Annotated in this window: 21 protein-coding genes and 1 other RNA gene; 12 read left to right on the top strand and 10 right to left on the bottom strand. The window is 65.1% G+C overall.

All coding sequences use genetic code 11. The annotated features are described in order from the left end of the window. Window positions 1-4 precede the first annotated feature (4 nt). Both LB518_RS19615 and LB518_RS19620 read left to right on the top strand, forming a co-directional pair. Window positions 5-1,009, top strand: a complete 1,005-nt coding sequence (locus LB518_RS19615; RefSeq protein ID WP_224579505.1) for a type II secretion system F family protein — start codon at window positions 5-7, stop codon at window positions 1,007-1,009. Between the two features lie 12 nt (window positions 1,010-1,021). Continuing rightward, the gene (locus tag LB518_RS19620; RefSeq protein WP_224579609.1) at window positions 1,022-1,993 is read left to right on the top strand and encodes a type II secretion system F family protein; all 972 of its coding nucleotides are present in this window, start codon (window positions 1,022-1,024) and stop codon (window positions 1,991-1,993) included. A 37-nt stretch (window positions 1,994-2,030) separates the two neighbouring features. Here the strand turns inward: LB518_RS19620 and LB518_RS19625 are convergent, their stop codons facing one another. After that, window positions 2,031-2,867 carry a tetratricopeptide repeat protein gene (locus LB518_RS19625; RefSeq protein ID WP_224579506.1) on the bottom strand — a complete coding sequence of 279 codons (837 nt, stop codon included), beginning with the start codon at window positions 2,865-2,867 and terminating at the stop codon, window positions 2,031-2,033. A 185-nt stretch (window positions 2,868-3,052) separates the two neighbouring features. Between LB518_RS19625 and LB518_RS19630 the strand changes: the two genes are divergently transcribed. The 3 genes from LB518_RS19630 to LB518_RS19640 all read left to right on the top strand — a co-directional run bounded on the left by LB518_RS19630 (window position 3,053) and on the right by LB518_RS19640 (window position 5,780). Further along, on the top strand, window positions 3,053-4,441 hold the full coding sequence (locus LB518_RS19630; protein ID WP_224579507.1) for a leucyl aminopeptidase family protein: 1,389 nt from the start codon (window positions 3,053-3,055) through the stop codon (window positions 4,439-4,441). Between the two features lie 104 nt (window positions 4,442-4,545). Next, entirely contained in the window at window positions 4,546-4,896 is a 351-nt protein-coding gene (locus LB518_RS19635; RefSeq protein WP_224579508.1) for a MarR family winged helix-turn-helix transcriptional regulator, read from the top strand. Beyond that, the gene (locus LB518_RS19640; RefSeq protein ID WP_224579509.1) at window positions 4,893-5,780 is read left to right on the top strand and encodes a C40 family peptidase; all 888 of its coding nucleotides are present in this window, start codon (window positions 4,893-4,895) and stop codon (window positions 5,778-5,780) included. Before LB518_RS19635 ends, LB518_RS19640 begins: the two co-directional genes overlap by 4 nt. Here LB518_RS19640 and LB518_RS19645 read toward each other — a convergent pair. From LB518_RS19645 to LB518_RS19675, 7 genes are all read right to left on the bottom strand, one after another. Continuing rightward, window positions 5,774-6,733 carry a 2-hydroxyacid dehydrogenase gene (locus LB518_RS19645; protein ID WP_224579510.1) on the bottom strand — a complete coding sequence of 320 codons (960 nt, stop codon included), beginning with the start codon at window positions 6,731-6,733 and terminating at the stop codon, window positions 5,774-5,776. The genes LB518_RS19640 and LB518_RS19645 overlap by 7 nt on opposite strands. After that, complete coding sequence (locus LB518_RS19650; RefSeq protein ID WP_224579511.1) at window positions 6,730-8,355, bottom strand: ABC transporter ATP-binding protein; 1,626 nt, start codon at window positions 8,353-8,355, stop codon at window positions 6,730-6,732. Before LB518_RS19650 ends, LB518_RS19645 begins: the two co-directional genes overlap by 4 nt. A 14-nt stretch (window positions 8,356-8,369) precedes the next feature. Next, entirely contained in the window at window positions 8,370-9,509 is a 1,140-nt protein-coding gene (locus LB518_RS19655; RefSeq protein WP_224579512.1) for an ABC transporter permease, read from the bottom strand. Window positions 9,510-9,512: 3 nt separating this feature from the next. Continuing rightward, entirely contained in the window at window positions 9,513-10,643 is a 1,131-nt protein-coding gene (locus LB518_RS19660) for a microcin C ABC transporter permease YejB (protein ID WP_224579513.1), read from the bottom strand. 22 nt (window positions 10,644-10,665) lie between these two features. Further along, window positions 10,666-12,555 (bottom strand): extracellular solute-binding protein, encoded by a 1,890-nt coding sequence (locus tag LB518_RS19665; RefSeq protein WP_224579514.1) that lies wholly within the window; start codon window positions 12,553-12,555, stop codon window positions 10,666-10,668. Beyond that, on the bottom strand, window positions 12,552-14,420 hold the full coding sequence (locus LB518_RS19670; protein ID WP_502845856.1) for an extracellular solute-binding protein: 1,869 nt from the start codon (window positions 14,418-14,420) through the stop codon (window positions 12,552-12,554). The genes LB518_RS19665 and LB518_RS19670 overlap by 4 nt, the downstream gene beginning before the upstream one ends. Before the next feature lie 194 nt (window positions 14,421-14,614). Then, on the bottom strand, window positions 14,615-15,292 hold the full coding sequence (locus LB518_RS19675; RefSeq protein ID WP_224579515.1) for a c-type cytochrome: 678 nt from the start codon (window positions 15,290-15,292) through the stop codon (window positions 14,615-14,617). A 175-nt stretch (window positions 15,293-15,467) separates the two neighbouring features. On the opposite strand from LB518_RS19675, the gene LB518_RS19680 reads away from it, so the two are divergent. Then, window positions 15,468-16,232, top strand: coding sequence for a 3-deoxy-manno-octulosonate cytidylyltransferase (locus tag LB518_RS19680; RefSeq protein WP_224579516.1), 765 nt, complete (start codon window positions 15,468-15,470; stop codon window positions 16,230-16,232). A gap of 51 nt (window positions 16,233-16,283) precedes the next feature. Next, window positions 16,284-17,126 carry a prephenate dehydratase gene (locus LB518_RS19685; protein WP_224579517.1) on the top strand — a complete coding sequence of 281 codons (843 nt, stop codon included), beginning with the start codon at window positions 16,284-16,286 and terminating at the stop codon, window positions 17,124-17,126. A 40-nt stretch (window positions 17,127-17,166) separates the two neighbouring features. Here LB518_RS19685 and LB518_RS19690 read toward each other — a convergent pair whose 3' ends face one another. Together LB518_RS19690 and nudC are read right to left on the bottom strand one after the other, a co-directional pair. Continuing rightward, window positions 17,167-17,934 carry a glycosyltransferase family 25 protein gene (locus LB518_RS19690; RefSeq protein ID WP_224579518.1) on the bottom strand — a complete coding sequence of 256 codons (768 nt, stop codon included), beginning with the start codon at window positions 17,932-17,934 and terminating at the stop codon, window positions 17,167-17,169. A gap of 168 nt (window positions 17,935-18,102) precedes the next feature. Beyond that, a complete protein-coding gene (gene nudC, locus LB518_RS19695) occupies window positions 18,103-19,068 on the bottom strand; it encodes an NAD(+) diphosphatase (protein ID WP_224579519.1) in 966 nt (321 codons plus the stop codon). 188 nt (window positions 19,069-19,256) lie between these two features. Between nudC and ffs the strand changes: the two genes are divergently transcribed. From ffs to LB518_RS19720, 5 genes are all read left to right on the top strand, one after another. After that, window positions 19,257-19,352: signal recognition particle sRNA small type (ffs, locus tag LB518_RS19700), an RNA gene on the top strand. A 122-nt stretch (window positions 19,353-19,474) separates the two neighbouring features. Beyond that, window positions 19,475-21,307: a DNA polymerase III subunit gamma/tau gene (locus LB518_RS19705; RefSeq protein ID WP_224579520.1), complete on the top strand. Its 1,833-nt coding sequence runs from the start codon at window positions 19,475-19,477 to the stop codon at window positions 21,305-21,307. 34 nt (window positions 21,308-21,341) lie between these two features. Next, window positions 21,342-21,665 carry a YbaB/EbfC family nucleoid-associated protein gene (locus LB518_RS19710; RefSeq protein WP_224579521.1) on the top strand — a complete coding sequence of 108 codons (324 nt, stop codon included), beginning with the start codon at window positions 21,342-21,344 and terminating at the stop codon, window positions 21,663-21,665. A 22-nt stretch (window positions 21,666-21,687) separates the two neighbouring features. After that, complete coding sequence (gene recR, locus LB518_RS19715) at window positions 21,688-22,293, top strand: recombination mediator RecR (protein WP_224579522.1); 606 nt, start codon at window positions 21,688-21,690, stop codon at window positions 22,291-22,293. Window positions 22,294-22,301: 8 nt separating this feature from the next. Then, a complete protein-coding gene (locus LB518_RS19720) occupies window positions 22,302-22,907 on the top strand; it encodes a DUF924 family protein (RefSeq protein ID WP_224579523.1) in 606 nt (201 codons plus the stop codon). Window positions 22,908-22,909: the final 2 nt, after the last annotated feature.

Consider the following 22,909-nt stretch of genomic DNA (forward strand, 5'->3'; position numbering starts at 1 on the left):
TCAGATGCTGGGATCGACAGGGCTGATCGCCGCCATCGCCGTGCTCACCATGCTGAGCGTCGGCAGCATCGCCTATGTCATCCTGGCCGGCCGCATTCGCGACGAGAACCAGATCGAGAACCGGCTCGCCGGCCTTCAGGCCAAGTCTATGGCGGTAGCGGCGGCGGGGCGGACGAGCGACGCGACGAAACGGCGCAAGACAATCCAGGAAACGCTCGAGGAGATGGAGCGCAACCAGAAGGCACGGCAGAAGCGCACGGACTCGCCGCCGCTGATGCTGCGGCTGCAGCAGGCGGGGCTCAACTGGACGCGCCGCACCTTCGTCGTCATCAGCATCGTGGCTGCGCTCGTCATCGGCGTGATCGCCTTTTTCGCGGGGCTGCCGCTCTATGCCGTCGCGGCCGCGACGATCGGCGCCGGGCTCGGCCTGCCGCGCTGGATTGTCGGCCGTCTGCGCAAGCGCCGCTTCAAGCTGTTCATGGCCGAGTTTCCAAATGCGGTCGACGTCATCGTGCGCGGCATCAAGTCGGGCCTGCCAGTCGGTGATTGCCTGCGCATCATCGCGACCGAGGCGAAGGAGCCGGTGCGCAGCGAATTCCGGCTGATCGTCGACGAGCAGCAGGGGCTCGGGCTGCCGCTCGCCGAAGCGGTTGCCCGGCTGCCGGAACGGGTGCCCGTCACCGAGGCGAATTTCTTCGCCATCGTCATCGCCATCCAGCAGCGCGCTGGTGGCAATCTGTCCGAGGCGCTTGGCAATCTCTCGCGGGTCCTGCGCGAGCGGGCCAAGATGTCGGGCAAGATCCAGGCGATGAGCATGGAGGCCAAGGCTTCGGCCTGGATCATCGGCGTGCTGCCCGTCGGCGTGATGGCCGTCACCTTCGTGAGCAGCCCGAAATACATCATGCTTCTCTTCACGGAGCCGCTCGGCAACGTCATCCTCGGCTGCTCGGCCGTCTGGATGCTGATCGGCATCCTGGTGATGCGGAAGATGATCGACTTCAAAATCTAGGCGGGCGTTATGCTGCAGACCTTCATCCATATGCTGACCGATCCGCAGGTGTTGATTGCCGCCTTCTCGGCGATCACCGTCGCCGCAACGGTGATCGGCATCGCGCTGCCGCTGATTGATCGCGACCGGCTGCCGGCCCGGATGAAATCGGTGGCGGTGGAGCGGGAGCGCATCAGGGCGCGCGAGCGCGCCAAGCTCGAGCGCAACCGCATTTCGCTGCGCACGGAGCCGCGCGCCTATATGCGAAGCGTGGTCGAACGCTTCAATCTGCGCGAGGCCCTCGTCGACGAGAATACGATCAGCCGCCTGCGCATGGCAGGTTATCGCGGCCAGGCTCCGCTGACCGTGTTCCTGTTCTTCCGGTTCATGCTGCCGTTCGTCGTCTTTGCAGGGGCGCTCGTCTATTTCTTCGTGCTTTCTCAGTCCGAGCAGCCTTTCTTCGTGAAGATTTGCTATGCGCTGCTCGCCGGCGGAGTGGGCTTCTACCTGCCGGTCATCTTTATCACCAACAAGGTGCAGAAGCGGCAGACCTCCATCAGGCAGGCCTGGCCGGATGCGCTCGATCTCGTACTGATCTGCGTTGAAGCCGGCATGTCGGTGGAGGCGGCGTTCCGCAAAGTGGCGGAAGAGATCGGCAGCCAGTCACCGCCGCTCGCCGAGGAGCTGCTGCTGACCACCGCGGAGCTCTCCTATCTGCCGGATCGACGGCAGGCCTATGATAATCTGGCGCTGCGCACGGGTATCGATCAGGTCAAGAGTGTCGTGATGGCGCTGACGCAGGCCGAGCGCTACGGCACGCCGCTGGGGCAATCGCTGCGCGTCATGGCGCAGGAAAGCCGCGACCAGCGCATGAACGAAGCGGAGAAGAAGGCCGCTGCGCTGCCGCCGAAGCTGACCGTTCCGATGATTCTCTTCTTCCTGCCGGTGCTGTTCGCGGTGGTCGCAGGCCCGGCCGCGATCCAGATCATGCAGGTTCGCCACTAGGGAAAGCGCCGCCGCCCTGTGTCGGACGAATAGTAGTTCAGCCAGCGCTCTGGACCGGCGGCATCGGCTGCGCAGTCGTCCTTGTCGGCTGTGCGATCTGCTTCTGTCGCGCCAGCATGGCCTGGAGATAGGCGACGTTTTCGTCTGCCTGCTGCGGCGATATTTCGGTGCGGGCGATCTGCTGCGCCTCGGCGAAGCGGCCCTGCAGGCCGACCACCAGAGCAAGGTTCTGGCGGATGCGGCTGTCGGCGCCCGGCTGGGCCACGGCGACGCGCAGCACCTTCTCCGCATCCGGCAACTGGCTGGTCAGCACATAGGAAATGCCGAGATTGGAAAGGACCGTCGGATCGTTCGGCTTGATCGCCAGCGCCTTCTGATAGAGCGCCCTCGCATCGTTGGGATGGCCGAGCTGGTCCAGGATGGCGCCCTCGGCCGAGAGCAGCCGCCAATCGGGCTGGTCCGGGGTCTGCGCGCGGCGGACAGCGTCGAGCGCCTGCTCGAACTGGCCGTTGGAGGCCAGCGCCTTGCCATAGGCGGCGAGCACTTCGCGGTCGGTCGAATAGCGGATGGCCGCCTTCTGCAGCACCGCGACGGCCTGGTCTGTGTTGCCGACCCGGCGCAGCGCGGCGGCGTAGTTGATTGCATTCTGCTTGTTGGCCGGATCCTTGGCGTAGCGGGCGCTCCAATAGGAGACGGCCTGCTGGAAGTCCGCCGCTGTCAGCGGCTTGCCGACCGATCCGGTCGTCCCGCGATCGACGCCGGACCCCGTCGTGCAGCCGGCGAGCGCCAGTTGGGCGACCAGCATCGCACTGGCGAGCGGCCAGCCAAACCGTCGGACAACGGAGCGTTCGGAGCGGGAAACGGCAAGCGGCATGGCGGGGACCCGAGGATGCGTATCGACGCGGGGAACTGCCGTGAAGCAATAATTGGTTAACCCTAATGACTGGTTAACCAACGCAATCGCCCGGCCGTCCGGCCCTGTCCAATGGACGCATTGCCGGGCGGGAGAGGGTGGTCCATGATCGCGGCCTTCCTTTTGCCTAACCGCGGGTCAGTGCATTGCCAGATAGCCTCATCGAAGGTTCGGACGTCTCCGTTCCGGTTCACGCCGTCCCGACTGAAGGCCTCGACGCAATTCTCTCAACGCTGTCCGACGTTGAGGCGAGCTGGGCCCGCGCGACAGGTTTCGACGCGGCGATGGGCGCGGTCACCATCATCGCCGATGCCAAGGGCGGCATCGGCCGCGTGCTGTTCGGACTTGGAAAGACCGATGCCTGGCGGCGGGCGCCGCTCGGGATCGGCAAGCTGCCGGCGATCCTGCCGGCCGGTGACTATGAGTTCGTGACGAATCTTCCGGATCCGGCGCTTGGCGCGCTTGGCTGGGCGCTCGGCAACTATGCCTATAGTCGCTACAAGACGACGCGGCAGCCGACGCCACGGCTGGTGATCCCGCGCGGCGTCGAGATCGCTGCGGCCCGCAGCCTCGCCCGGTCGGTCACGCTGGTGCGCGACCTCGTCAATACGCCGGCCAATGACCTCGGACCGGCCGAGCTGTCGCTGCAGATCTTCGCTCTGGCCGAGCGGCATGGCGCCAAGGTTTCGGAAATCGTCGGGCCGGCGCTGCAGGCGGCGAATTTCCCGCTGATCCATGCTGTCGGCCGCGCCGCGTCGGAAGACCGCCAGCCGCGCCTCGTCGATCTCGTCTGGGGCAATACCGATCACCCCAAGGTGACGCTGGTCGGCAAGGGCGTGACCTTCGACACCGGCGGCCTCGATATCAAGCCGTCAAGCGGCATGCTTCTGATGAAGAAGGATATGGGCGGCGCTGCCAATGCGATCGGCCTCGCGCAACTGATCATGGAAGCGGGACTGCCGATCCGCCTGCGCCTGCTCGTGCCAACCGTCGAGAATGCGATTTCCGGCCCCTCCTTCCGTCCCGGCGATGTGCTGCGCTCGCGGGCCGGCCTCACGGTCGAGATCGGCAATACCGACGCCGAGGGCCGTTTGATCCTCGCGGATGCGCTGACGCTCGCGGCCGAGGAAAAGCCCGACCTGCTGGTGGACCTTGCAACGCTGACCGGCGCTGCGCGTGTGGCACTCGGCCCGGACATTCCGCCCTTCTATACGCATGACGACAGCCTTGCGGCCGATCTCGCCCGCCATGCCGAAGAGGTCGGGGACCCGCTATGGCGGCTGCCGCTCTGGGCGCCCTATGAGGCGATGATCGATTCGAAGATCGCCGATATCAACAATGCCGGGCAGGGCGGTTTCGCCGGGTCGGTGACGGCGGCGCTCTTCCTTGATCGCTTCGTGCCGCGCAGCGTGCCCTGGATCCATGCCGACATCTACGCGTGGAACCCGATGTCGCGCCCCGGACGGCCGGAAGGCGGTGAGGCGCAGTCGATCCGCGCGCTGTTCAGCCTGATCAGCGAGCGGTTCGTGACATAGGTCGTGCACGCTCCTTGCGGTCGGGCTCGGCCTCTGGCTAAATAGAACGGTTCCGAAACGATTGCGTATCGCGTGATTGCGTATCGCGTGAGCTGGAGCCGGCGATGCCCACGAGTTTGCGCCCGTCCCAGGCGCTGCGTCTCTGGCATGACGTCACCTTCGATCTGGTGCGCGACGGCGAGCATGATCTCTCCGCGCGCCAGATGGCTGTTCTGCTCACGGTCTATCTCGAAATGCCGCCGCATACGGTTCGCGGCCTTGCTGCCAAGCTTGGCGTCACCAAGCCGGCGATCACCCGCGCGCTCGACACGATGGGCCGGCTCGGGCTGGTCAGCCGGCATCGCGACGCAGCGGATCGCCGCAATGTCGTGGTGCAGCGGACCGTTGCCGGCGCGCTGGCCGTCGAACGCCTCGGCGATCTGATCATCGCCCGTCACAAGGAACTGCCACCATGACCGTTCTTTCGCTGCTCGATCCGCGCAGCCATGCCTTTCGGGCGGATCTTGCCGATGCGCGGCTCAAAGGGCGCGTCGAGGCTGAACGTTTCGTCGAGGGCGTCCTGAAGCGCGTCACGGCGGCATCGACGCCGATCCGCAGCGCGCCGCGGACGGATGGCGGCATCGCCAGCGAGGCGCTGCATGGCGAAGTCGTGCGCGTCTTCGAGGATACCATCGAGGGCTGGGCATTCCTCCAGCTCGAGACCGACGGCTATGTCGGCTATGTCTCTTCCGATGCGCTCGGCCCCCTCGATCCGGCGCCGACCCACCGCGTCACGGCGCTGCGCACCTTCATCTATCCCCAGGCCGATCTGCGGCGTCCGCCGCTCGGTCTCCTGTCGTTCGGCTCGGCCCTGGCGCTCGGCGGCGAGGCCGTGACGCGCGGCACGCCCTACCGGCTGCTCAAGAACGGCATGGGCGCGGTCGTCGCAACGCATGTCGCGCCGATCGACGATGCGCCGGCGCTCGACTTCGTTTCGGTTGCCGAGCGCTTCATCGAGACGCCCTATCTCTGGGGCGGCCGCACCAGCCTCGGGCTCGACTGCTCAGCGCTGGTGCAGCTTTCGCTTGCCGCCGCGGGCATCAAGGCCCCGCGCGACAGCGACCAGCAGGCGGCTGCGCTCGGCGATGTCCTGCCCGAAGGGCTCGCAGGAACGCGGCTGCGCGGCGATCTCGTATTCTGGCCGGGCCATGTCGGCATCCTCGCCGACCCCGAGACGCTGCTGCATGCGAGCGGCTACCAGATGGAGGTCGTCGCCGAGCCCCTCGACGAGGCAGTGGCGCGGATTGCTGTCACGGCCGGGCTGCCGAGCGTGGTGCGGCGGATCGCGTTCGATCAATAACCCCGCTTCGGATCGATCAGATTCGACAGCGGCTTGCCGGCTTCGAAATCGAGGATCGCGCGGCGGATGCCGTCCGCCAGAACGGCAGCGTCGCTGGTCGCGGCGACATGCGGCGTGATCACGACGTCAGGACGCGACCAGAGCGGGCTTTCCGACGGCAGCGGCTCTTTCTCGAACACATCGAGGCTGGCGCCGATCAAGGCGCCGGTCTCAAGCGCCTCGACGATGTCGGCTTCGACCTGCAGGGCGCCACGGCCTGCGTTGATCAGCACGGCACCGCCGAGCGCGCCGTCGCGCGGCAGTTTCGCGAAGAGGGCGCGATTGAGGATGCCGCGTGTTTCCGGTGTTGCCGGCAGCAGCACGACGAGAATGTCAGTGCGTGCGAGAAAGGGTTCGAGCCCATCCGTGCCAGAGAAGCACGTGACGCCCGGCACTGTCCTTGGCGTTCGGCTCCATCCGGCGACATCGAAGCCAAGGGACCGCAGCACGCGCGCCGAGGCCTGGCCGAGTTCGCCGAGGCCCATCAGCCCGACCCGTACATCGCGCGCGACCGGCTGACCGATTTCCTCCCAGCGATGCGCCGCCTGTTGCCGCAGATAGGCAAGCTGCCGGCGATGATGCAGCAGCACCTGCAGCACCACCCATTCTGTCATGCGCATGGTGAGATCGGGATCGACGATGCGCACGACCGGAACGTTTGGCAGCGCCGCCTTGCCAAGGATGTGATCGACACCCGCGCCGAGCGAGAAGATCGCCTTGAGGTTGGGAAGGCCCAGAAAGGCCTCGGGCGGCGGCGCCCAGGCGAGCACATAATGGATGGCGGCCGGATCGGTCACCTTCGGCCAGACCATCACGGGACGGCCGGGATCGGCGCGGAAGGGCAACGCCCAGGGTTCGGGGTCCCAATGGCCGGACGCGACCAGAACGCCGGGAAGCGTTGCGTCGGCCGTCATTGCGAGACGACGCCCTCCGGTGCGGTTTCGATCGCGAAGGCGGCTGCCATCAGCGCGCGGGTATAATCGTCCTCGGGCGCAGCGAAAATGCGCTCGGCAGGGCCATATTCGATCATTTTGCCGGCGCGCATGACCAGGACATCATTGGCGAGTGCCCGCACGACCTTCAGGTCGTGGCTGATGAAGAGATAAGCAAGGCCGCGCTTTTGTTGCAGGTCGCGCAAGAGATCGACCACCTGCGCCTGCACCGACATGTCGAGCGCCGAAGTCGGCTCGTCGAGCATCACGAATTCCGGCTCCAGCACCATGGCACGGGCGATCGAGATGCGCTGGCGCTGGCCGCCTGAGAATTCGTGCGGATAGCGATGGCGGCTGGCCGGGTCGAGGCCGACTTCCTCCAGCGCATGCGCGACCTTCGCCTCGCGCTGGCGAAAGGAGAGGGTGGGCTGGTGGACGCGGAGGCCTTCGGCGACGATCTCACCGACCGACATGCGCGGGCTGAGCGAGCCGAACGGATCCTGGAACACCACCTGCATGTCGCGGCGCAGCGGCCGCATCTGGTCAAAGCCGCGCGCGTCAATGCGCTCGCCCTTGAAGCTGATGGCGCCCTTCGATGAGATCAGCCGCATCATGGCGAGGCCGAGTGTCGTCTTGCCGGAGCCGGATTCGCCGACGACGCCAAGCGTCTGGCCGCGCCTTACGGTGACGTCGATACCGTCGACGGCCTTCACATTGTCGACGGTGCGGCGGAAGAGCCCGGCCTTGACGGGAAACCAGACCTTCAGATCCTCGGCCACCATGACCGCAGGCGCGCTGGCATCGGACGCGGGCGGCTTGCCGCGCGGCTCCGCGGCGAGCAGGTGGCGCGTATAGTCGTGCTGCGGATGGGCGAAGACATCGGCGGTGTTGCCAGTTTCGACGATCTTGCCCTTGGTCATGACGCAGACGCGGTCGGCGATCTTCCGGACGATGCCGAGATCATGCGTGATGAACAGCAGCGCCATGCCGCGCCGGACCTGGATTTGCTTCAGGAGCTTCAGGATCTGCGCCTGCACGGTGACGTCGAGCGCCGTGGTCGGCTCGTCGGCGATCAGGAGTTCGGGCTCGTTCGCCAGCGCCATGGCGATCATGACGCGCTGACGCTGGCCCCCCGAAAGCTGATGCGGATAGGAGCCAAGCCGCTTGGCGGCATCGCGAATGCCGACTTCCTCGAGCAGCTCGATGATGCGCTTGCGGGCGCCCTGTCCGCCAAGACCCTGATGGATCGAGAGGATTTCGCCGATCTGCTGCTCGATCGTGTGCAGCGGATTGAGCGAGGACATCGGCTCCTGGAAGATCATGGTGATCTTGTTGCCGCGCACGCGGCGGAGTTCGCTATCCGATGCGGCGAGCAGATCCTCGCCTTGCATGAGGATGCGGCCGGTAGGGTGCTCGGCGGCCGGGTAGGGCAGCAGCTTCAGGATCGAAAGTGCCGTCACCGATTTGCCCGAGCCGGATTCGCCGACTAATGCCACGGTCTCGCCGGCGCCGATCGTGAACGAAATGCGGTCGACCGCCACGGATCGGCTGTTGCCCTGCACGAAATGGATCGAGAGATCGTCGACGGCGAGAAGGGGGTGCATCGAATGGGCTGCCATCATCCGAAGGCCTTGCGGGGATCGAAGGCATCGCGCACCGCTTCGCCGACAAAGACCAGCAGAGAGAGCGTCAGCGAAATGACGATGAAGCCGGTGATGCCAAGCCAGGGTGCCTGAAGGTTATTCTTGCCTTGGCTCATCAGTTCGCCGAGCGAGGGCGAGCCGGGCGGCAGGCCGAAGCCGAGGAAATCGAGCGATGTCAGCGTCACGATCGAGCCGTTGAGGATGAAAGGCAGGAAGGTCAGCGTCGCGACCATGGCATTGGGCAGCACATGGCGGACGATGATCGTGGCGTTCCGGACGCCGAGCGCCCGCGCCGCGCGGACATATTCGAAATTGCGCGCGCGCAGGAATTCGGCGCGCACCAGTCCGACCAGTCGCACCCATGAGAACAGCAGGAGGATTCCGAGCAGTACCCAGAAGCCCGGCACCAGGATCGAAGCGATGATCAGAAGGATGTAGAGCTCGGGCAGCGAGGTCCAGATTTCGATGAAGCGCTGGAAGAAGAGATCAATCCAGCCACCGAAATAGCCCTGAATGGCGCCCGCGGCGATGCCGACCGCCGAGGACACGATGGTCAGGATAAAGCCGAACAGGATCGAGATCCTGAGGCCATACATCACGCGCGCGAGGACGTCGCGGCCCTGGTCGTCAGTGCCGAGCCAGTTGAAATTGCCGAGCGTGCAGTTGGGATCTTCAGCACCGAGCGGATAGGCGCGACAGCGTTCGTCGGCTGGAATTAGCCACCACGGCGCCGCAGGAGCGGGGGTGGCGATCTCGTTGTTGACCGTGTCATAGGAATAGCGCACCGGCGGCCAGACCATCCATCCATGCGCGTTGATCTCCTCCTGGATGAAGGGATCGCGGAAATTCGTCGTTGCGAGGAAGCCGCCGAATTTTTCCTCCGGGTAATCGGCGAGGACCGGAAACAGGATCTCGCCCTTGTAGGAGGCGATCAGAGGACTGTCGTTGGCGATGAAGTTGGAGCACATCGTCACGGCAAACAGGGCAAGGAACAGCCAGAGCGACCAGGCGCCGCGCTTGTTGCGCAGGAAATTCTGCCAGCGGCGCCGGTTCAGCGGGGATAGCGTGAAACGGCGCGGCTCGGCCTCGGCGGCGTCAAATGCGATGTCGACCAAGGCTCAGACCTCCCGCTTCTCGAAATCGATGCGTGGATCGACCCAGGTGTAGGTCAGGTCCGAGATCAGGCCGATGACGAGGCCGAGCAGCGAGAAGATGTAGAGCGTGGCGAACACGACCGGATAATCGCGGTTGATGACGGATTCGAAGCCGAGCAGGCCAAGGCCGTCGAGCGAGAAGATGGTCTCGATCAGCAGCGAGCCACCAAAGAACGCGCCGATGAACGCGCCCGGAAAGCCGGCGATGACGATCAGCATCGCGTTGCGGAAAACGTGATGATAGAGCACGCGGTTTTCGGTGAGGCCCTTGGCGCGCGCCGTCACGACATATTGCTTGCGGATCTCGTCGAGGAACGAATTCTTGGTCAGCAGCGTCGTCGTCGCAAACGCCGACAGGGCCATCGCAATCACTGGCAAGGTGATGTGCCAGGCATAATCGGCGAGCGCAGCCGGGCTGGTGACCCACTGCCAGAACGGCATCGATGCATATTGATCGGACCAGAGCCCGCGAAGCGGAAACCAGTCGAGGAAGCTGCCGCCGGCAAAGAGAACGATCAGCATCACCGCGAACAGGAAGCCCGGAATGGCATAGCCGACAATGACGACGGCCGAGGTCCAGACGTCGAAGCGCGAGCCGTCGCGCACGGCCTTGGCGATGCCGAGCGGGATCGAGATGCCATAGGAGATCAGCGTCATCCAGAGGCCGAGCGAAATCGAGACGGGCAGCTTTTCCTTGATCAGGTCGATGACGCTGATATCGCGGAAATAGCTCTGGCCGAAATCGAAGCGGGCATAGTTCCACAGCATCAGGCCGAAACGCTCGAGCGGCGGCTTGTCGAAGCCGAACTGCCTTTCGAGCTTGGCGATGAATTCGGGATCGAGGCCCTGCGCGCCGCGATATTTCGAATTGAGGGGTCCGCCGCCGCGCCCGGTCTGATCCTGCGCACCCATGCCGGCATCGCCGCCGCCGCCAGAAATGCGCGCCGTCGCCGAGACGTCGTTGCCCTGGAGCTGAGCGATGACGCGCTCCACGGGGCCGCCCGGTGCGAATTGCACCACGATGAACGAAAGCGTCATGATGCCGAGAATGGTCGGGATCATCAGCAGCAGGCGTCGGATGATATAGGCGGCCATGAGCGCGTCGAAATCCTTCCCGTCAGCCCTGCTTGCCGATGGCGGCAGCGCGCTCGCGGTCGTACCACCACGTGGTCTCCGGAGAGAAGCCATAAGCAGGCTTCGCCTCCGGCCAGGCGAAGATATCCCAGCATGCGACGCGATGCGCCCCAGGCAGCCATGCCGGAATCCAGATTTCGCGCGCCCGGAGCACGCGGTCGAGCGCGCGCATCGACGTGATCAGCGCGTCGCGGCTCTCCGAACGGCCGGCGGTCGCGATGAGGCTGTCGACGATCGGATCCTTCAGTCCGGCGAGGTTCGAGCCGCTGCTGACATCGGCAGCCGCGGATCCGAAGATCTGCTCTATCCCGTCGATCGGCGTCGCGTCGAACATGGTCCGGCTGGCGATGATGTCGAACTGGAAGTCGCCCCTCCGACGCTGATACTGCGCCGCATCGACCAGCCGCATCGACGCATCGACGCCGATGGCCTTAAGATTGGCAAGATAAGGCGTCAGCACGCGCTCGAAGGCGGGCGACTGGATCAGGAATTCGATCGCCAGTGGCTCACCTGCGGCGTTGACGAGCCGGTTGCCTTTGGGTTGCCAGCCAGCGTCGCGAAGGAGGCCCACCGCGACCTGCATGAGCTTGCGATCGCGGCCACTGCCATCGGCAAGCGGCGGCATCACCGGCGGCCCGTCCAGAAAGCCGGGCGGCAATGTCTCGGCGAAAGGCTGCAGCAAGGCGACTTCGGCCGGGCTTGGCAGCCCGGTTGCCGCAAAATCGGAGCCTTCGAAGAACGATGTGCTGCGCTGGTAGAGGCCGTAAAAGAGGTTCTTGTTGGTCCAGGTGAAATCGAACACCATGCCGATGGCCCGCCGGGTGCGTGGATCGGCAAATTTCGCGCGGCGCAGATTGAAGAACCAGCCATACATGTCGGCGCGGCGCTCCGAGGGGAAATCCGGTTTCTTGACCTTGCCTTCGCGCACGGCTGGGAACGTATAGCGCGTCGCCCAGTTCTTCGAGGCCTGCTCCTCACGCCAGGTCACCGCGCCCTTGGCAAAGGCCTCGAACTCGACATCGGGGTCCTGATAGAACTCGACGCGGATGTGGTCGAAATTGTAGCGCCCGCGCGTGACCGGGAGATCCTTCGCCCAATAATCGGCGACGCGCTCAAAGGCGATGGACCGGCCGGGACTGACCGCGCCGATACGGTAGGGGCCGGAGCCAAGTGGCGGCGTCATGGTCGCCGCTTCGAAATTGCGGCCGGCATAGAAGGCCGTTGAGAAGATCGGCAGCGTTCCGGCGACGATCAGCGGCTCCTTGACCGATTGCTCGCCCGTGAATGTGACGATGACACGGTGATCGCCATCGGCGGTCACGGATGACATCTGCCGGATCGACTGAGAAATGTCGGGATGACCATGCTGCTTCAGCGTTTCGAATGAAAAGACCACGTCGGCTGATGTCAGCGGCGTGCCATCATTGAAGCGGGCTTCCTCGCGCAGGTCGAAGGTGAAGCGGTTGCCATCCTCCGAAACCGAAACGCTCTTCGCAACAAGGCCGTAGAGCGAATCAGGCTCGTCGAGCGCCGGCACCATCAGCGTGTCGAACACGAGCTCGATGCGCGGCGGCCCGTCGCCCCGGAAGGTGTAGCCGTTCAGCGTATTGAACGTGTTTGGGCTCTGATTGTAGTACCAGTTCGGCGCCGCGAAAACGAAGCTGCCGCCCTTCGGCGCGTCCGAGTTTACATAGTCAAAATGGCTGAAATCAGGCGGATATTTCAGTTCTCCGAACACGGAGAGCCCGTGCAGGCCGCTTTTGCCCGCAACGCCTGCGAGCGAGGTTGCGAGCGCCTGCGATGCCGGCCCGAGGAATGCGCTGGCAATGCCGCTGAGAAGAACGGAGCGTCGCGAGGGCCGCCAGACAGTCAAGGCGCGGCTCCCGGCGTCACGCTTGCGGCAGGCTTGGCCGCATCGATCCACCAGGAGTTGGTGTCGATACCGCTGTAGTCGGGCTGCTTCGGAGGGATGCCAAACTTGTTCCAGTAGGCCACGTTGATCGTGTCGTTGTACCAGTTCGGCACGACGTAATAATTCCAGAGCAGCACGCGATCGAGCGCATGGGTTGCTGCGACGAGGTCGTCACGATTGGTCGCAAACACGACGCGATCGACAAGCTTGTCGACGGCCGGGTTCTTGATGCCGATGACATTGCGGCTGCCGGGAAGATCGGCCGACGACGACGTCCACATCTCGCGCTGCTCGTTGCCGGGCGACTGCGACTGCGGGATCACCGACGAGATCATGTCGAAGTCGAAACTGTTGACGCGGTTCTGATACTGCGCCGGGTCGACCGTGCGGATCGTCATGGTGACGCCGATGCGTCTCAGGTTCTGCAGATAGGGGGTCACCACGCGTTCGAAGGTCGGATCATTCAGCAGGAACTCGATCGTGAAGGGCTCGCCCTTCGCGTTGACGAGGCGATTGCCCTTCAGCGTCCAGCCGGCCTGCTGCATCAGCTCGACTGCCTTGCGGAGATTATCGCGCAGCGCCTGCGGTGTATCGTTGACCGGCAGATGGAAGGGCTGTGTGAACAGTTCCGGCGGAACCTCGTCCTTCACGCTCTGCAGGATCTCGAGTTCCTTGCCTTCGGGCAGTCCGCTCGATGCGAGGTCGATGCCCGCGAAATAGCTTTCGATGCGCTTGTATTTGTCGAAGAACAGCGTGCGGTTCATCGTCTCGAAATCGAAGGCGTAATTGAGCGCCTGCCGGACGCGGATGTCCTGGAACTTCTCGCGGCGCTGGTTGAGCACGAAGCCCTGCATGCGGCCGGCGGCGTGATAGGGGAAGGAGCGCTTGATCACATCGCCGCGCGTGACGGCAGGGAACGTGTATTCGGTCTGCCAACGCGCGATGCGGTTTTCCAGGCGGATATCGTCGAGACCGCCTTTCTTGAACGCTTCCCAACTCGCCGATGGATCGCGGAAATAGGTGTAGACTTGGCTGTCGAAATTGTTGCGCCCAACCATCGTCGGCAGATCCTTGGCCCAATAGTCTGCGACCCGCTTCCAGACGATGCGGTTGCCGGGCGAGAAGCTCTCGATCTCGTAGGGCCCTGAACCGAGCGGCGGTTCCAGCGTCGAGCGTGTGACATCGCGCTTCTTGCCCGAGGGGTCGGTTCCTTCCCACCAGTGCTTCGGCAGCACGACGAGATCGCCGAGGATGTTGGGCAGTTCGCGATTGCCAGGCTTGTCGAAGGTGAAGGTCACCTCGCGTTCGCCGGTCTTCTCGGCCTTCACGACATTGGCGTAATATTTGTTGTAGAGCGGGCTTTGCGCCTTCAGCGTGTTGAACGACCAGATGACGTCATCGACCGTGATCGGCTGTCCGTCATGCCAGCGCGCCGCCGGATTGATACGGAACCTGGCCCAGGCGAAATCGGCCGGGTAGCTGATCGCTTCCGCGATCAGGCCGTAATTCGTGCCGGCCTGGTCGGTTGCCTGATCCATGAGTGTGTCATAGAGCAGCCCACCGCCAAACGCCGCGAAGCCAGCGGCCGGATTGCCCTGGATGACGTAGGGATTGAAGCTGTCAAAGGTGCCATCGGCTGCCGAATTCAGCGTGCCGCCCTTGGGGGCTTCCGGGTTGACGTAGTCGTAGTGCTTGAAGCCGTCTGGATAGTTCGGCTCGCCGATCAGCGAGGTCGCATGGCGCCAGGGTGCGTCCGATTTCGGCGCGTCGGCTGTCGTCGCGGTTGCGGTCGCATCTTCGGCGAAGCTCGGCGCCAGGGGCGGCAGCAGGGCTAGACCGGCGAGGAGGGCTGCGAAGGCGGCTCTGAGCAAGGACGATTCTCCGAAAGGCTGGCAGCATTCTCAGCGTTGAATGCCGCGAGGGCAACCATGCTGCGAAGAAGCTTGGGCAATTCGGGCATGAAAAAGGCCGGAGCGTTGGCTCCGGCCCAAGCTTTCCAAGATTTAATGAAGCGCCGCGTCTACTGAGCCGCGGGAGCCGGGGCTGCGGGCGCTGCCGGGGCGGCAGGCGTGGGAGACGCCGGAGCCGTCGGGGCTGAATTCGGGGCAGCCGGGGCCGCGTCAGGAGCCGCGGGCGCAGGAGCAGCTTCCGGCGCCGGCAGCGGCTCGGGCGTCGCGGCCAGGGTGCGCAGATAGGCAATGACGTTGGCGCGATCTTCAGGCTTCGCCAATCCGGCAAAGCCCATCGCGGTGCCCGGCATGTCGGCGCTCGGCTTCTTCAGGAAGTGGTAGAGGTGCTCATAGGTCCACTTGTCGCCGGCCTCATGGGCCTTGGCGAAGGCGGCCGAATATTTGAAGCCCTGCATATCGCCGATCGGCCTGCCGATGACCCCGTAAAGATCGGGACCCACCTTAGTGCCGGCGCCTTCGACGAAATTGTGGCAGGCGGCGCACTTCTTGGCGACGGCCTCGCCGGCGGAAGCGCTGGCGGTCTGGAGCAGCGTCGCGATCGGCGGATCAGCGGCAACGGGGGCCGCGGCGGCGCCGGCAGCCGGTTCTTCCGCGACCGCGATCTCGAAGCCCGGCTTCTCCGCCTCGGCTGGCGAATAGATCGCCTCGGAGACAATGCTGAGCGACATCACCATCAAAAGGGTGAACAGGACCGCGCCCAGTATCTTGTTGACCTCGAAGGAATCCATCGGTCCCGGCCCCAGTCGCAATAAAAATAAGGACTTGGCGCGCCCGCCGGATGACGGGGGCCAAAGCATGTGGCGCGGAAACTACAAGCTTTCGCACAAGCCGCGCAATACGTATGAAGGTCGCGCCGTTGAGACTTTTTGACACCCGCGGCGTGAACGGGGCGGAGCCAAGCGAATGAGCGTGACAAGAGAGGCGCTGGTTATGGTGCCGGCCCGCATGGCTTCGACGCGGCTGCCGGGCAAGCCGCTGGCCGATATTCACGGCGAACCGATGATTGTGCATGTCTGGCGCCGCGCTGCTGAGGCGGGAATCGGGCCGGTTTTCGTCGCGACCGACGATGCCGACATCGCGGACGCAGTGCGACGGGCCGGCGGCGAGGCGGTGATGACGCGCGCCGACCATGAGAACGGTTCTTCCCGCATTCATGAGGCCATCGGCCTCATCGATCCCGCTGGTCACTACGATCTCGTCGTCAATGTCCAGGGTGACCTGCCCACCGTCGAGCCGTCTTCGGTCGCAGCCGCCTTCGCGCCACTCGCCGATCCGGAAGTCGACATCGGCACCATCGCCGCGGTCATCACCGACGAGGCCGACAAGGTCAATGACAGCGTCGTCAAGATCGTCGCCTCGCCCAAGACGATCGGGGGCGTGCTGTCCGAGCGGCAGCTGCGGGCGCTCTATTTCACGCGTGCCACCGCGCCGTGGGGCGCCGGGCCGCTCTATCATCACATCGGGCTCTACGCCTATCGCCGCGCGGCGCTCGAACGCTATGTCGCGCTGCCGCCGTCCCCCCTCGAAAGGCGCGAGCGGCTGGAACAGCTGAGGGCGCTCGAGGCCGGCATGCGCATCGATGTCGAGGTCGTTGACGCTGTGCCGCTCGGTGTCGATACTCCGGCCGATCTTGAAAGGGCGCGCCTTCTGCTCGCTCGCAAAACCTAGCCTGACCAAAGGCTTCGTCGCGCTGGCGACGTTCGGAAGTGACCCTATCCCATGAAGAAGATCGTGTATCAGGGTGAGCCTGGCGCCAATTCCCACATCGCCTCGCATGCCGTCTATCCCGACTATGAGGCTGTGCCGGCGCCGACCTTCGAGGATTGCTTCCAGGCGATGTCGCGCGGCGATGTCGATCTCGCGATGATCCCGATCGAGAATTCGCTCGCCGGCCGTGTGGCGGACATCCACCATCTCCTTCCCGATTCCGGCCTGCACATCATCGGCGAATTTTTCCTGCCGATCCGCTTCCAGTTGATGGCGCCGCATGGCGCGACCCTCGAAACGATCAAGACGGTGGAGAGCCATGTGCACGGCCTCGGCCAGTGCCGGCGCATTCTGCGCGAGCACGGCTATCGCGCCGTCGTCGCCGGCGATACGGCGGGTGCCGCGCGCATCATTGCCGAATCGGGCGACATTACCCGCGCCGCGCTCGCGCCGCGCTTTGCGGCCGAACTTTACGGCCTCGACATCCTGGCCGAGAATGTCGAGGACGCCGAGCACAACACGACGCGCTTCGTCATTCTGTCGCGCGAGGCGGTGACGGCGCCGGCCGATAATGGCCCCGTGCTCACCACCTTCGTCTTCCGGGTGCGCAACATTCCCGCGGCGCTCTACAAGGCGCTGGGCGGGTTTGCGACCAATGGCATCAACATGACGAAGCTCGAGAGCTACCAGCTCGGCGGCCGCTTCACGGCCACGCAGTTCTATGCCGATGTCGAGGGACATCCCGACCATGCGAACCTGACGCTGGCTCTGCAGGAACTGGCCTTCTTCTCGGAGGAATTGCGTATCCTCGGGGTCTATCCGGCGGCCTCGTTCCGCGCGCACGGACACACCTGAGACAAGGGTACGCCTGAGACAAGGGACGCGCCTGAGAGACTCAGCAGGCGAGTTGCGCGTCGACCGTCGTCTGGATGTCCGAGGTGAGTTGACTGTTGGGACCGAGCGCCAGCGACGGATAGCATGCCGCCGCCCGGATCGTGCCCTTTTGCAGCGCGAGATTGACCATGCTGTCCATGCCGTAGGGCCGAATGACGCGATCCTCGCCGATCAGCGTCACCCTTTCTCGCGAAGAGAGCGGCAGGCAGGCCGAGAGCAGCGCCTTCGCGCCCTCTGGCGTGATCGCATAAGCGAGCAGACCCCAGAACTGCACGCAGCGGAACAGATTGGGCCGGACATCGTGCAGACGGGAATAGGTCTCGAAATAGCCTGGGCGCTTCTTGACCGTTTCGTCGAAACGCATCGCCGAGACGACGCCATCCGATCCGCGCAAGGCGACGACCGAATCCGTGTTGTAGCCGAGTGCGAGTAGATCGCAGGCGGCCAGGTTGCGCTCCAGGATCGGTTTGGCGTGCTTCCAGAAGTCGCCACGCAGGCAGGCATCGTCTTCCAGGACGATGTAAGGCTCGGTGCCATCGGCGCAGTTGCGCCAGATCGCCGCGTGGGACAGCGCGTTGCCGAGAGCGCCGGGGCCGAAATTGTGCTCGTCCTCGACGAGAAGACCGCTTTCGATCAGCCGGTGCCGGGAGATATGCTCGCCCTCAGCGGCGGGTAGAAACGAAAAGCAGAGTGGCTGCGCCCGGTTCCATGCCTCGAAGGTCTCGCGCCTGTCGATGCGGCGTGGGAGGCTGATAACGATCGTCTTCACGCTTGGCCATCTCCCCCGAGACGTCGCCCTCATCGGAGCGATCAGGTTCGCCAACGCACGGTCCGGATGCGCCGAAACACATTATCGAACCCGAAAAAAGCGTCACGGAGAGATTTGTATTGGTATCAGTCCCTTTGTTTCGAACTGTTTCTGCATTGGGGCGCGGCCTTAGTCGCCTTCCGCCCAGGCCCTGATCAGGGTGTGGGCGATTGCCATCCGGGGTGGTGTCGAGAGGCCGTCGGGGTGGCGGCCTTCCAGCATGGCGAGTGTTTCATCGCGCGAGAACCAGCGGCAATCCTCGAGTTCGTCGGTATCGGGCACGATCTCGCTTGAGAGCGCCTCGGCGATGCAGCCGATCATCAGGGACATCGGGAACGGCCAAGGCTGGCTGGCGTGATAGGCGACGCGGCCGATGCGGACGCCCGCTTCTTCCTGGATTTCGCGGCGGACAGCGTCCTCGATCGTCTCGCCCGGCTCGACAAAGCCGGCGAGACAGGAATAGGTCCCGGCGGCAAAGCGTGCCTGGCGGCCCATCAGGCAGCGGTCGTCGCGAATCGCCAGCATGATCGCGACCGGATCGGTGCGCGGGAAGAACTGCGCGTCGCAATTCGGGCAGTCCCGCCGATAACCGCCTTGGCTCATCATCGTCTTCGTGCCGCAGCGCCCGCAGAAGCGGCTGGAGCGGTGCCAGTGCAGCAGGGCGCGCGCCTGTGCTAGGGCGCCGAGTGTCTCAGGATCCGCCGTATCGGCGAGCAGCCCGCCGGCGGCGCCGTTGATCGCGAGCGTCCGCATCGAAACGGCGTGGAACGAATCGGCGTCGAAGGTGGTCTCGCTGGTAATCGTCGCGGCAAGGCGCGGTGCGCTGTCCGCCCAGCCGAGCAGGATGACCTCGTCGAGATCCGCGCCGATGGCCTCGGCCTCGCGCAGCGTGAACAGCGCGTTGGCCGCTTCGCCGCTCCTCAGCATCGCCTCGTCGCCGCGCAGCAGCATGACGCGCGCGGAAGGATCGGCGAGCGCTGCCGAAAGGCTCGCTTCGTTGCGCTGCTCGCTGCGCCGGTCGAGCCGGTTGCCGGAAAATCCGGTGAGCGTGCTCGGCTCGGGTGAGGGGAGCGTGTCGAAGAGCGATCGGGTCATGGTGGAGGACTTCGGCGAGTGTGGTGGCGGCCGTGGCGCGGCGCGCGCGGAGGCCGGCATTACGCCACAGAAGTCGCAAGGGCGATAGACATCAGACGGACCCTCGTTGGCCATCGTTCGGCGGAAGTGGCGATCGCGTTGTGCGGGGGACTTGCCAAGCGGCGCCGAAACGACGATATGTCCCAGCGGGAGGTTGGTGGTGGACGTACCACTCGCCAATCGGGTCAGGTCCGGAAGGAAGCAGCCCCAACGAGCCAGGCACGGGTCGCGTGCCAGCCTCCTACTTTACCCCCTTCTTTCTTGATCCGCCGCTGAGCCTGGGCCATAGCCTGTGCTAGGGTCAGGCTCTCCATTTGAGTTCGGACCGCAAGGTCCGCTCGGCCGGATCGAGGCGACAGGACGAGGCATGGACGGCGGCGAATTCTCGGGCGGAACTAGGGACACGGCATCGGGCGCCTATCGCGTGCTTGCGCGGAAGTACCGCCCGACGAGCTTTGACGACCTCGTCGGCCAGGAGCCGATGGTCCGCACGCTGCGCAACGCCTTCGAGACCGGCCGCATCGCCCAAGCCTATATGCTGACCGGGGTGCGCGGCGTCGGCAAGACCACGACGGCCCGCATCCTGGCGCGTGGTCTCAACTATCTCGTGCCCGGCAAGGTCGACAAGCCAACCATCGACATGCCCGAGCTCGGCGTCCACTGCGCCGAGATCATGGAGGGCCGCCATGTCGACGTGATCGAGATGGACGCCGCCTCCAATAACGGCATCGACCATATCCGCGAGATCATCGAGGCGGTTCGCTACAAGCCCGTTTCAGCGAGATACAAGGTCTACATCCTCGACGAAGTGCACATGCTTTCGGGGGCCGCGTTCAACGGCCTCTTGAAGACACTCGAGGAGCCGCCGGAGCATGTGAAGTTCATCTTCGCCACCACCGAGATCCGCAAGGTGCCGGTGACGGTGCTCTCGCGCTGCCAGCGCTTTGATCTCCGCCGTATCGAACAGGACCGGCTCATCGGGCTGCTCGGATCGATCACCGCCCGCGAAGGCGTGGAGATCGACGCGGAGGCCCTCGCGATGATCGCGCGGGCTGCCGAGGGCTCGGCGCGCGATTCGCTGTCGCTGCTCGACCAGGCGATTGCCCATGGCGCCGGCACGATCGTCGCCGAAGACGTGCGTGGCATGCTCGGCCTTGCGGATCGCAGCCGCGTGGTCGATCTGTTCGAGGCGTTGATGGGCGGACGCGTGCCCGAGGCTCTGGCGCTCTTGAAGACGCAGTATGACATCGGCGCCGAACCGGGCGTGGTGCTGCAGGACCTTGCCGCCTTCACGCATCAGGTGACCCGGATGAAGGTCGTGCCGGGCGCCGGCGACGATGCCGCGATGGCGGAGAACGAGCGCCGCCGTGCCAGCGAATTTGCCGCCAGCCTGCCGCTGCGCGTGCTGTCGCGGACCTGGCAGATGCTTTTGAAGGGCATCGAGGAAGTGCAGGGCTCGAGCCGGCCACTGGCCGCAGCCGACATGGTGCTGATTCGCATCGCCCATGTGAGCGATCTGCCGACGCCCGACGAAGCGCTGCGCCTCCTGAAGAGTGGCGCGTTGCCGGCGCCTTCGCCTTCCGTGGCCTCGCCGTCTTCTTCTCCCGAGCCGGGCCCGCGCGCCATCGCGCCATCATCTGGCGGTTTCGGACATAGCGGACCGGGCCTCAGCCTGGCCGAACCCGCTTCGCGGCCCGCCGCGGCGCCGCCCGCGCCGATGCCTGTCACCGCCAAGGCCGCTCCGGCCATCCGCTTTCAACGGTTCGAGGATCTTGTTGCCTATGTTGGGCTGAAGCGCGACCTGCCGCTCAAGCTGGCGTTGGAGCGCGAGGTTCGGGTCATCCGTTTCGAGCCGGGGCTGCTGGAATTCGAGCCGACGGAAGATGCGCCGCGCACGCTTGCCGCCGACATTGCCCGCAAGCTGACCGACTGGACCGGCGAACGGTTCATGGTCTCGCTCGGCCGCGGCGCGAGCAGCCAGACGCTCGCCGAGCGGCAGGAAGCGGAGCAGCTGAAGCAGAAGAGCGATGCGCGCTCCGATCCGCTCGTCGCCGCCGTACTCGCGCGCTTTCCCGGCGCCGAGATCGTAGACGTGCAGATCCGCGGCGACGACAGCGCCGATGCGGCCTTGCCCGTCCCCGCCGCTGCAGAGCTTGCGGGCGATCTCACCGACGATCCGTCGGAACAGGCCGAAGACTGATTCATTTCAAGCTGACGAAGAGGAGCGAAATCCGATGCGCGACATCATGGGCATGATGAGCAAGGCCAAGGAACTGCAGTCGAAGATGCAGGAGATGCAGGAAGAGGTCGCCGTGCTCGAGGTCGAGGGCAATGCCGGCGCCGGCCTGGTCAAGGTGACCATGACGGCCAAGGGGGACCTCAGGAAGATCGCCATCGACCCGTCACTGCTGAAGGCAGACGAAGGCGAAATCCTCGAGGATCTCGTCATCGCAGCCCATGCCGACGCGCGCGGCAAGGCCGAGAAGCTGCTGGCCGAGAAGATGCAGTCGCTGACCGGCGGGCTCGGCTTGCCGCCCGGCCTCAAGCTGCCGTTCTGATCGCGGCCAATCGGAGACCGTCATGCCGCGCGCCGTCGCCGGACCTGAGATCGAGAGGCTGATCCAGCTTCTGGCGCGGCTGCCTGGCCTTGGGCCGCGCTCGGCGCGCCGTGCCGCGCTGGCGCTGGTCAAGAAAAAGGACCTGCTGCTCGTTCCGCTCGCGAACGCCATGAGCGTCGCCGCCGATCGGATCGTCACGTGCTCGGTCTGCGGCAATGTCGATACCTCCGACCCGTGCATCATCTGCACCGATCCGACCCGCGACGGCCGCACGATCGTCGTGGTCGAGGACGTCTCCGACCTCTGGGCGCTCGAGCGCGCAGCGGCAATCAACGCCCGCTATCACGTGCTCGGCGGGACGCTGTCGCCCCTCGATGGCGTCGGCCCCGAGGATCTCACGATCGATCAGCTTGTCGGCCGCTGCAGCGGCGGAGACGTGTCCGAGGTGATCATCGCGGTCAATGCCACGGTGGACGGGCAGGCAACGGCGCATGTCATCACGGATCGCCTGGCCGGACTGCCGGTGAAGGTTTCGCGCCTTGCCCATGGCGTGCCCGTTGGCGGCGAACTCGACTATCTCGATGAAGGCACGCTCTCCGCTGCCATCCGCGCGCGCACACCGTTCTGAGGACCGCCATGATTCCCGACGATATCCTCGCCGAAGCGCATCACTTCTGGTGCGGCCATCTGCCGTCCAAGGACTATTTCCCGGCGGAGAAGGCGGCCATCTGGTTCGAGCAAAGCGACGCGACCGACGCGCAGATCTTCTCGATCTTCGGTCCCTTTCTCGATGCCGTCGCGGCGCAGGACTGGCCGGTCGATCAGCTCGACCGCGACGAGGCGATCGGGCTCGTCATCATGCTCGACCAGTTTCCCCGCAACATCTTCCGCAAGGACGGCCGGGCCTTCGCTTATGACGCCACGGCCCGGCGCCACGCACGCGTTCTCGTCGAAAGCGGGGTGGAGCGTTTCGCGCTGATCGAGCGCTGCTTTCTCTATCTGCCGTTCGAGCACAGCGAGGAAATGGCCGACCAGGAGTTCTCGGTCGCGCTCTATGAGGTCCTCCTGGCGGATGCGCCGCAAGCGCAGGCGGACACCTATCGCAACTATCTCGACTTCGCGATCAAGCATCGCGATCTCATCCGCCGCTTCGACCGCTTTCCGCACAGGAATGCCGTCCTCGGCCGCGAAAACACGCCGGAGGAGGCGGCATTCCTCGCGGAGCACGGGCGCGGCTACTGATC

The organism is Mesorhizobium sp. BR1-1-16, from assembly GCF_020165495.1.
Classification (GTDB): Bacteria; Pseudomonadota; Alphaproteobacteria; order Rhizobiales; family Kaistiaceae; genus Kaistia.

What these genes read in the sequence shown, in the direction of transcription:
- LB518_RS19645 (WP_224579510.1), bottom strand. Translation starts at nt 6,733, where the DNA reads ATGACGGCCGACGCAACGCTTCCCGGCGTTCTGGTCGCGTCCGGCCAT.
- LB518_RS19615 (WP_224579505.1), top strand. Translation starts at nt 5, where the DNA reads ATGCTGGGATCGACAGGGCTGATCGCCGCCATCGCCGTGCTCACCATG.
- nudC (WP_224579519.1), bottom strand. Translation starts at nt 19,068, where the DNA reads ATGACCCGATCGCTCTTCGACACGCTCCCCTCACCCGAGCCGAGCACG.
- LB518_RS19625 (WP_224579506.1), bottom strand. Translation starts at nt 2,867, where the DNA reads ATGCCGCTTGCCGTTTCCCGCTCCGAACGCTCCGTTGTCCGACGGTTT.
- LB518_RS19640 (WP_224579509.1), top strand. Translation starts at nt 4,893, where the DNA reads ATGACCGTTCTTTCGCTGCTCGATCCGCGCAGCCATGCCTTTCGGGCG.
- LB518_RS19685 (WP_224579517.1), top strand. Translation starts at nt 16,284, where the DNA reads ATGAAGAAGATCGTGTATCAGGGTGAGCCTGGCGCCAATTCCCACATC.
- LB518_RS19705 (WP_224579520.1), top strand. Translation starts at nt 19,475, where the DNA reads ATGGACGGCGGCGAATTCTCGGGCGGAACTAGGGACACGGCATCGGGC.
- LB518_RS19660 (WP_224579513.1), bottom strand. Translation starts at nt 10,643, where the DNA reads ATGGCCGCCTATATCATCCGACGCCTGCTGCTGATGATCCCGACCATT.
- LB518_RS19635 (WP_224579508.1), top strand. Translation starts at nt 4,546, where the DNA reads ATGCCCACGAGTTTGCGCCCGTCCCAGGCGCTGCGTCTCTGGCATGAC.
- recR (WP_224579522.1), top strand. Translation starts at nt 21,688, where the DNA reads ATGCCGCGCGCCGTCGCCGGACCTGAGATCGAGAGGCTGATCCAGCTT.
- LB518_RS19720 (WP_224579523.1), top strand. Translation starts at nt 22,302, where the DNA reads ATGATTCCCGACGATATCCTCGCCGAAGCGCATCACTTCTGGTGCGGC.
- LB518_RS19650 (WP_224579511.1), bottom strand. Translation starts at nt 8,355, where the DNA reads ATGCACCCCCTTCTCGCCGTCGACGATCTCTCGATCCATTTCGTGCAG.
- LB518_RS19710 (WP_224579521.1), top strand. Translation starts at nt 21,342, where the DNA reads ATGCGCGACATCATGGGCATGATGAGCAAGGCCAAGGAACTGCAGTCG.
- LB518_RS19675 (WP_224579515.1), bottom strand. Translation starts at nt 15,292, where the DNA reads ATGGATTCCTTCGAGGTCAACAAGATACTGGGCGCGGTCCTGTTCACC.
- LB518_RS19680 (WP_224579516.1), top strand. Translation starts at nt 15,468, where the DNA reads ATGAGCGTGACAAGAGAGGCGCTGGTTATGGTGCCGGCCCGCATGGCT.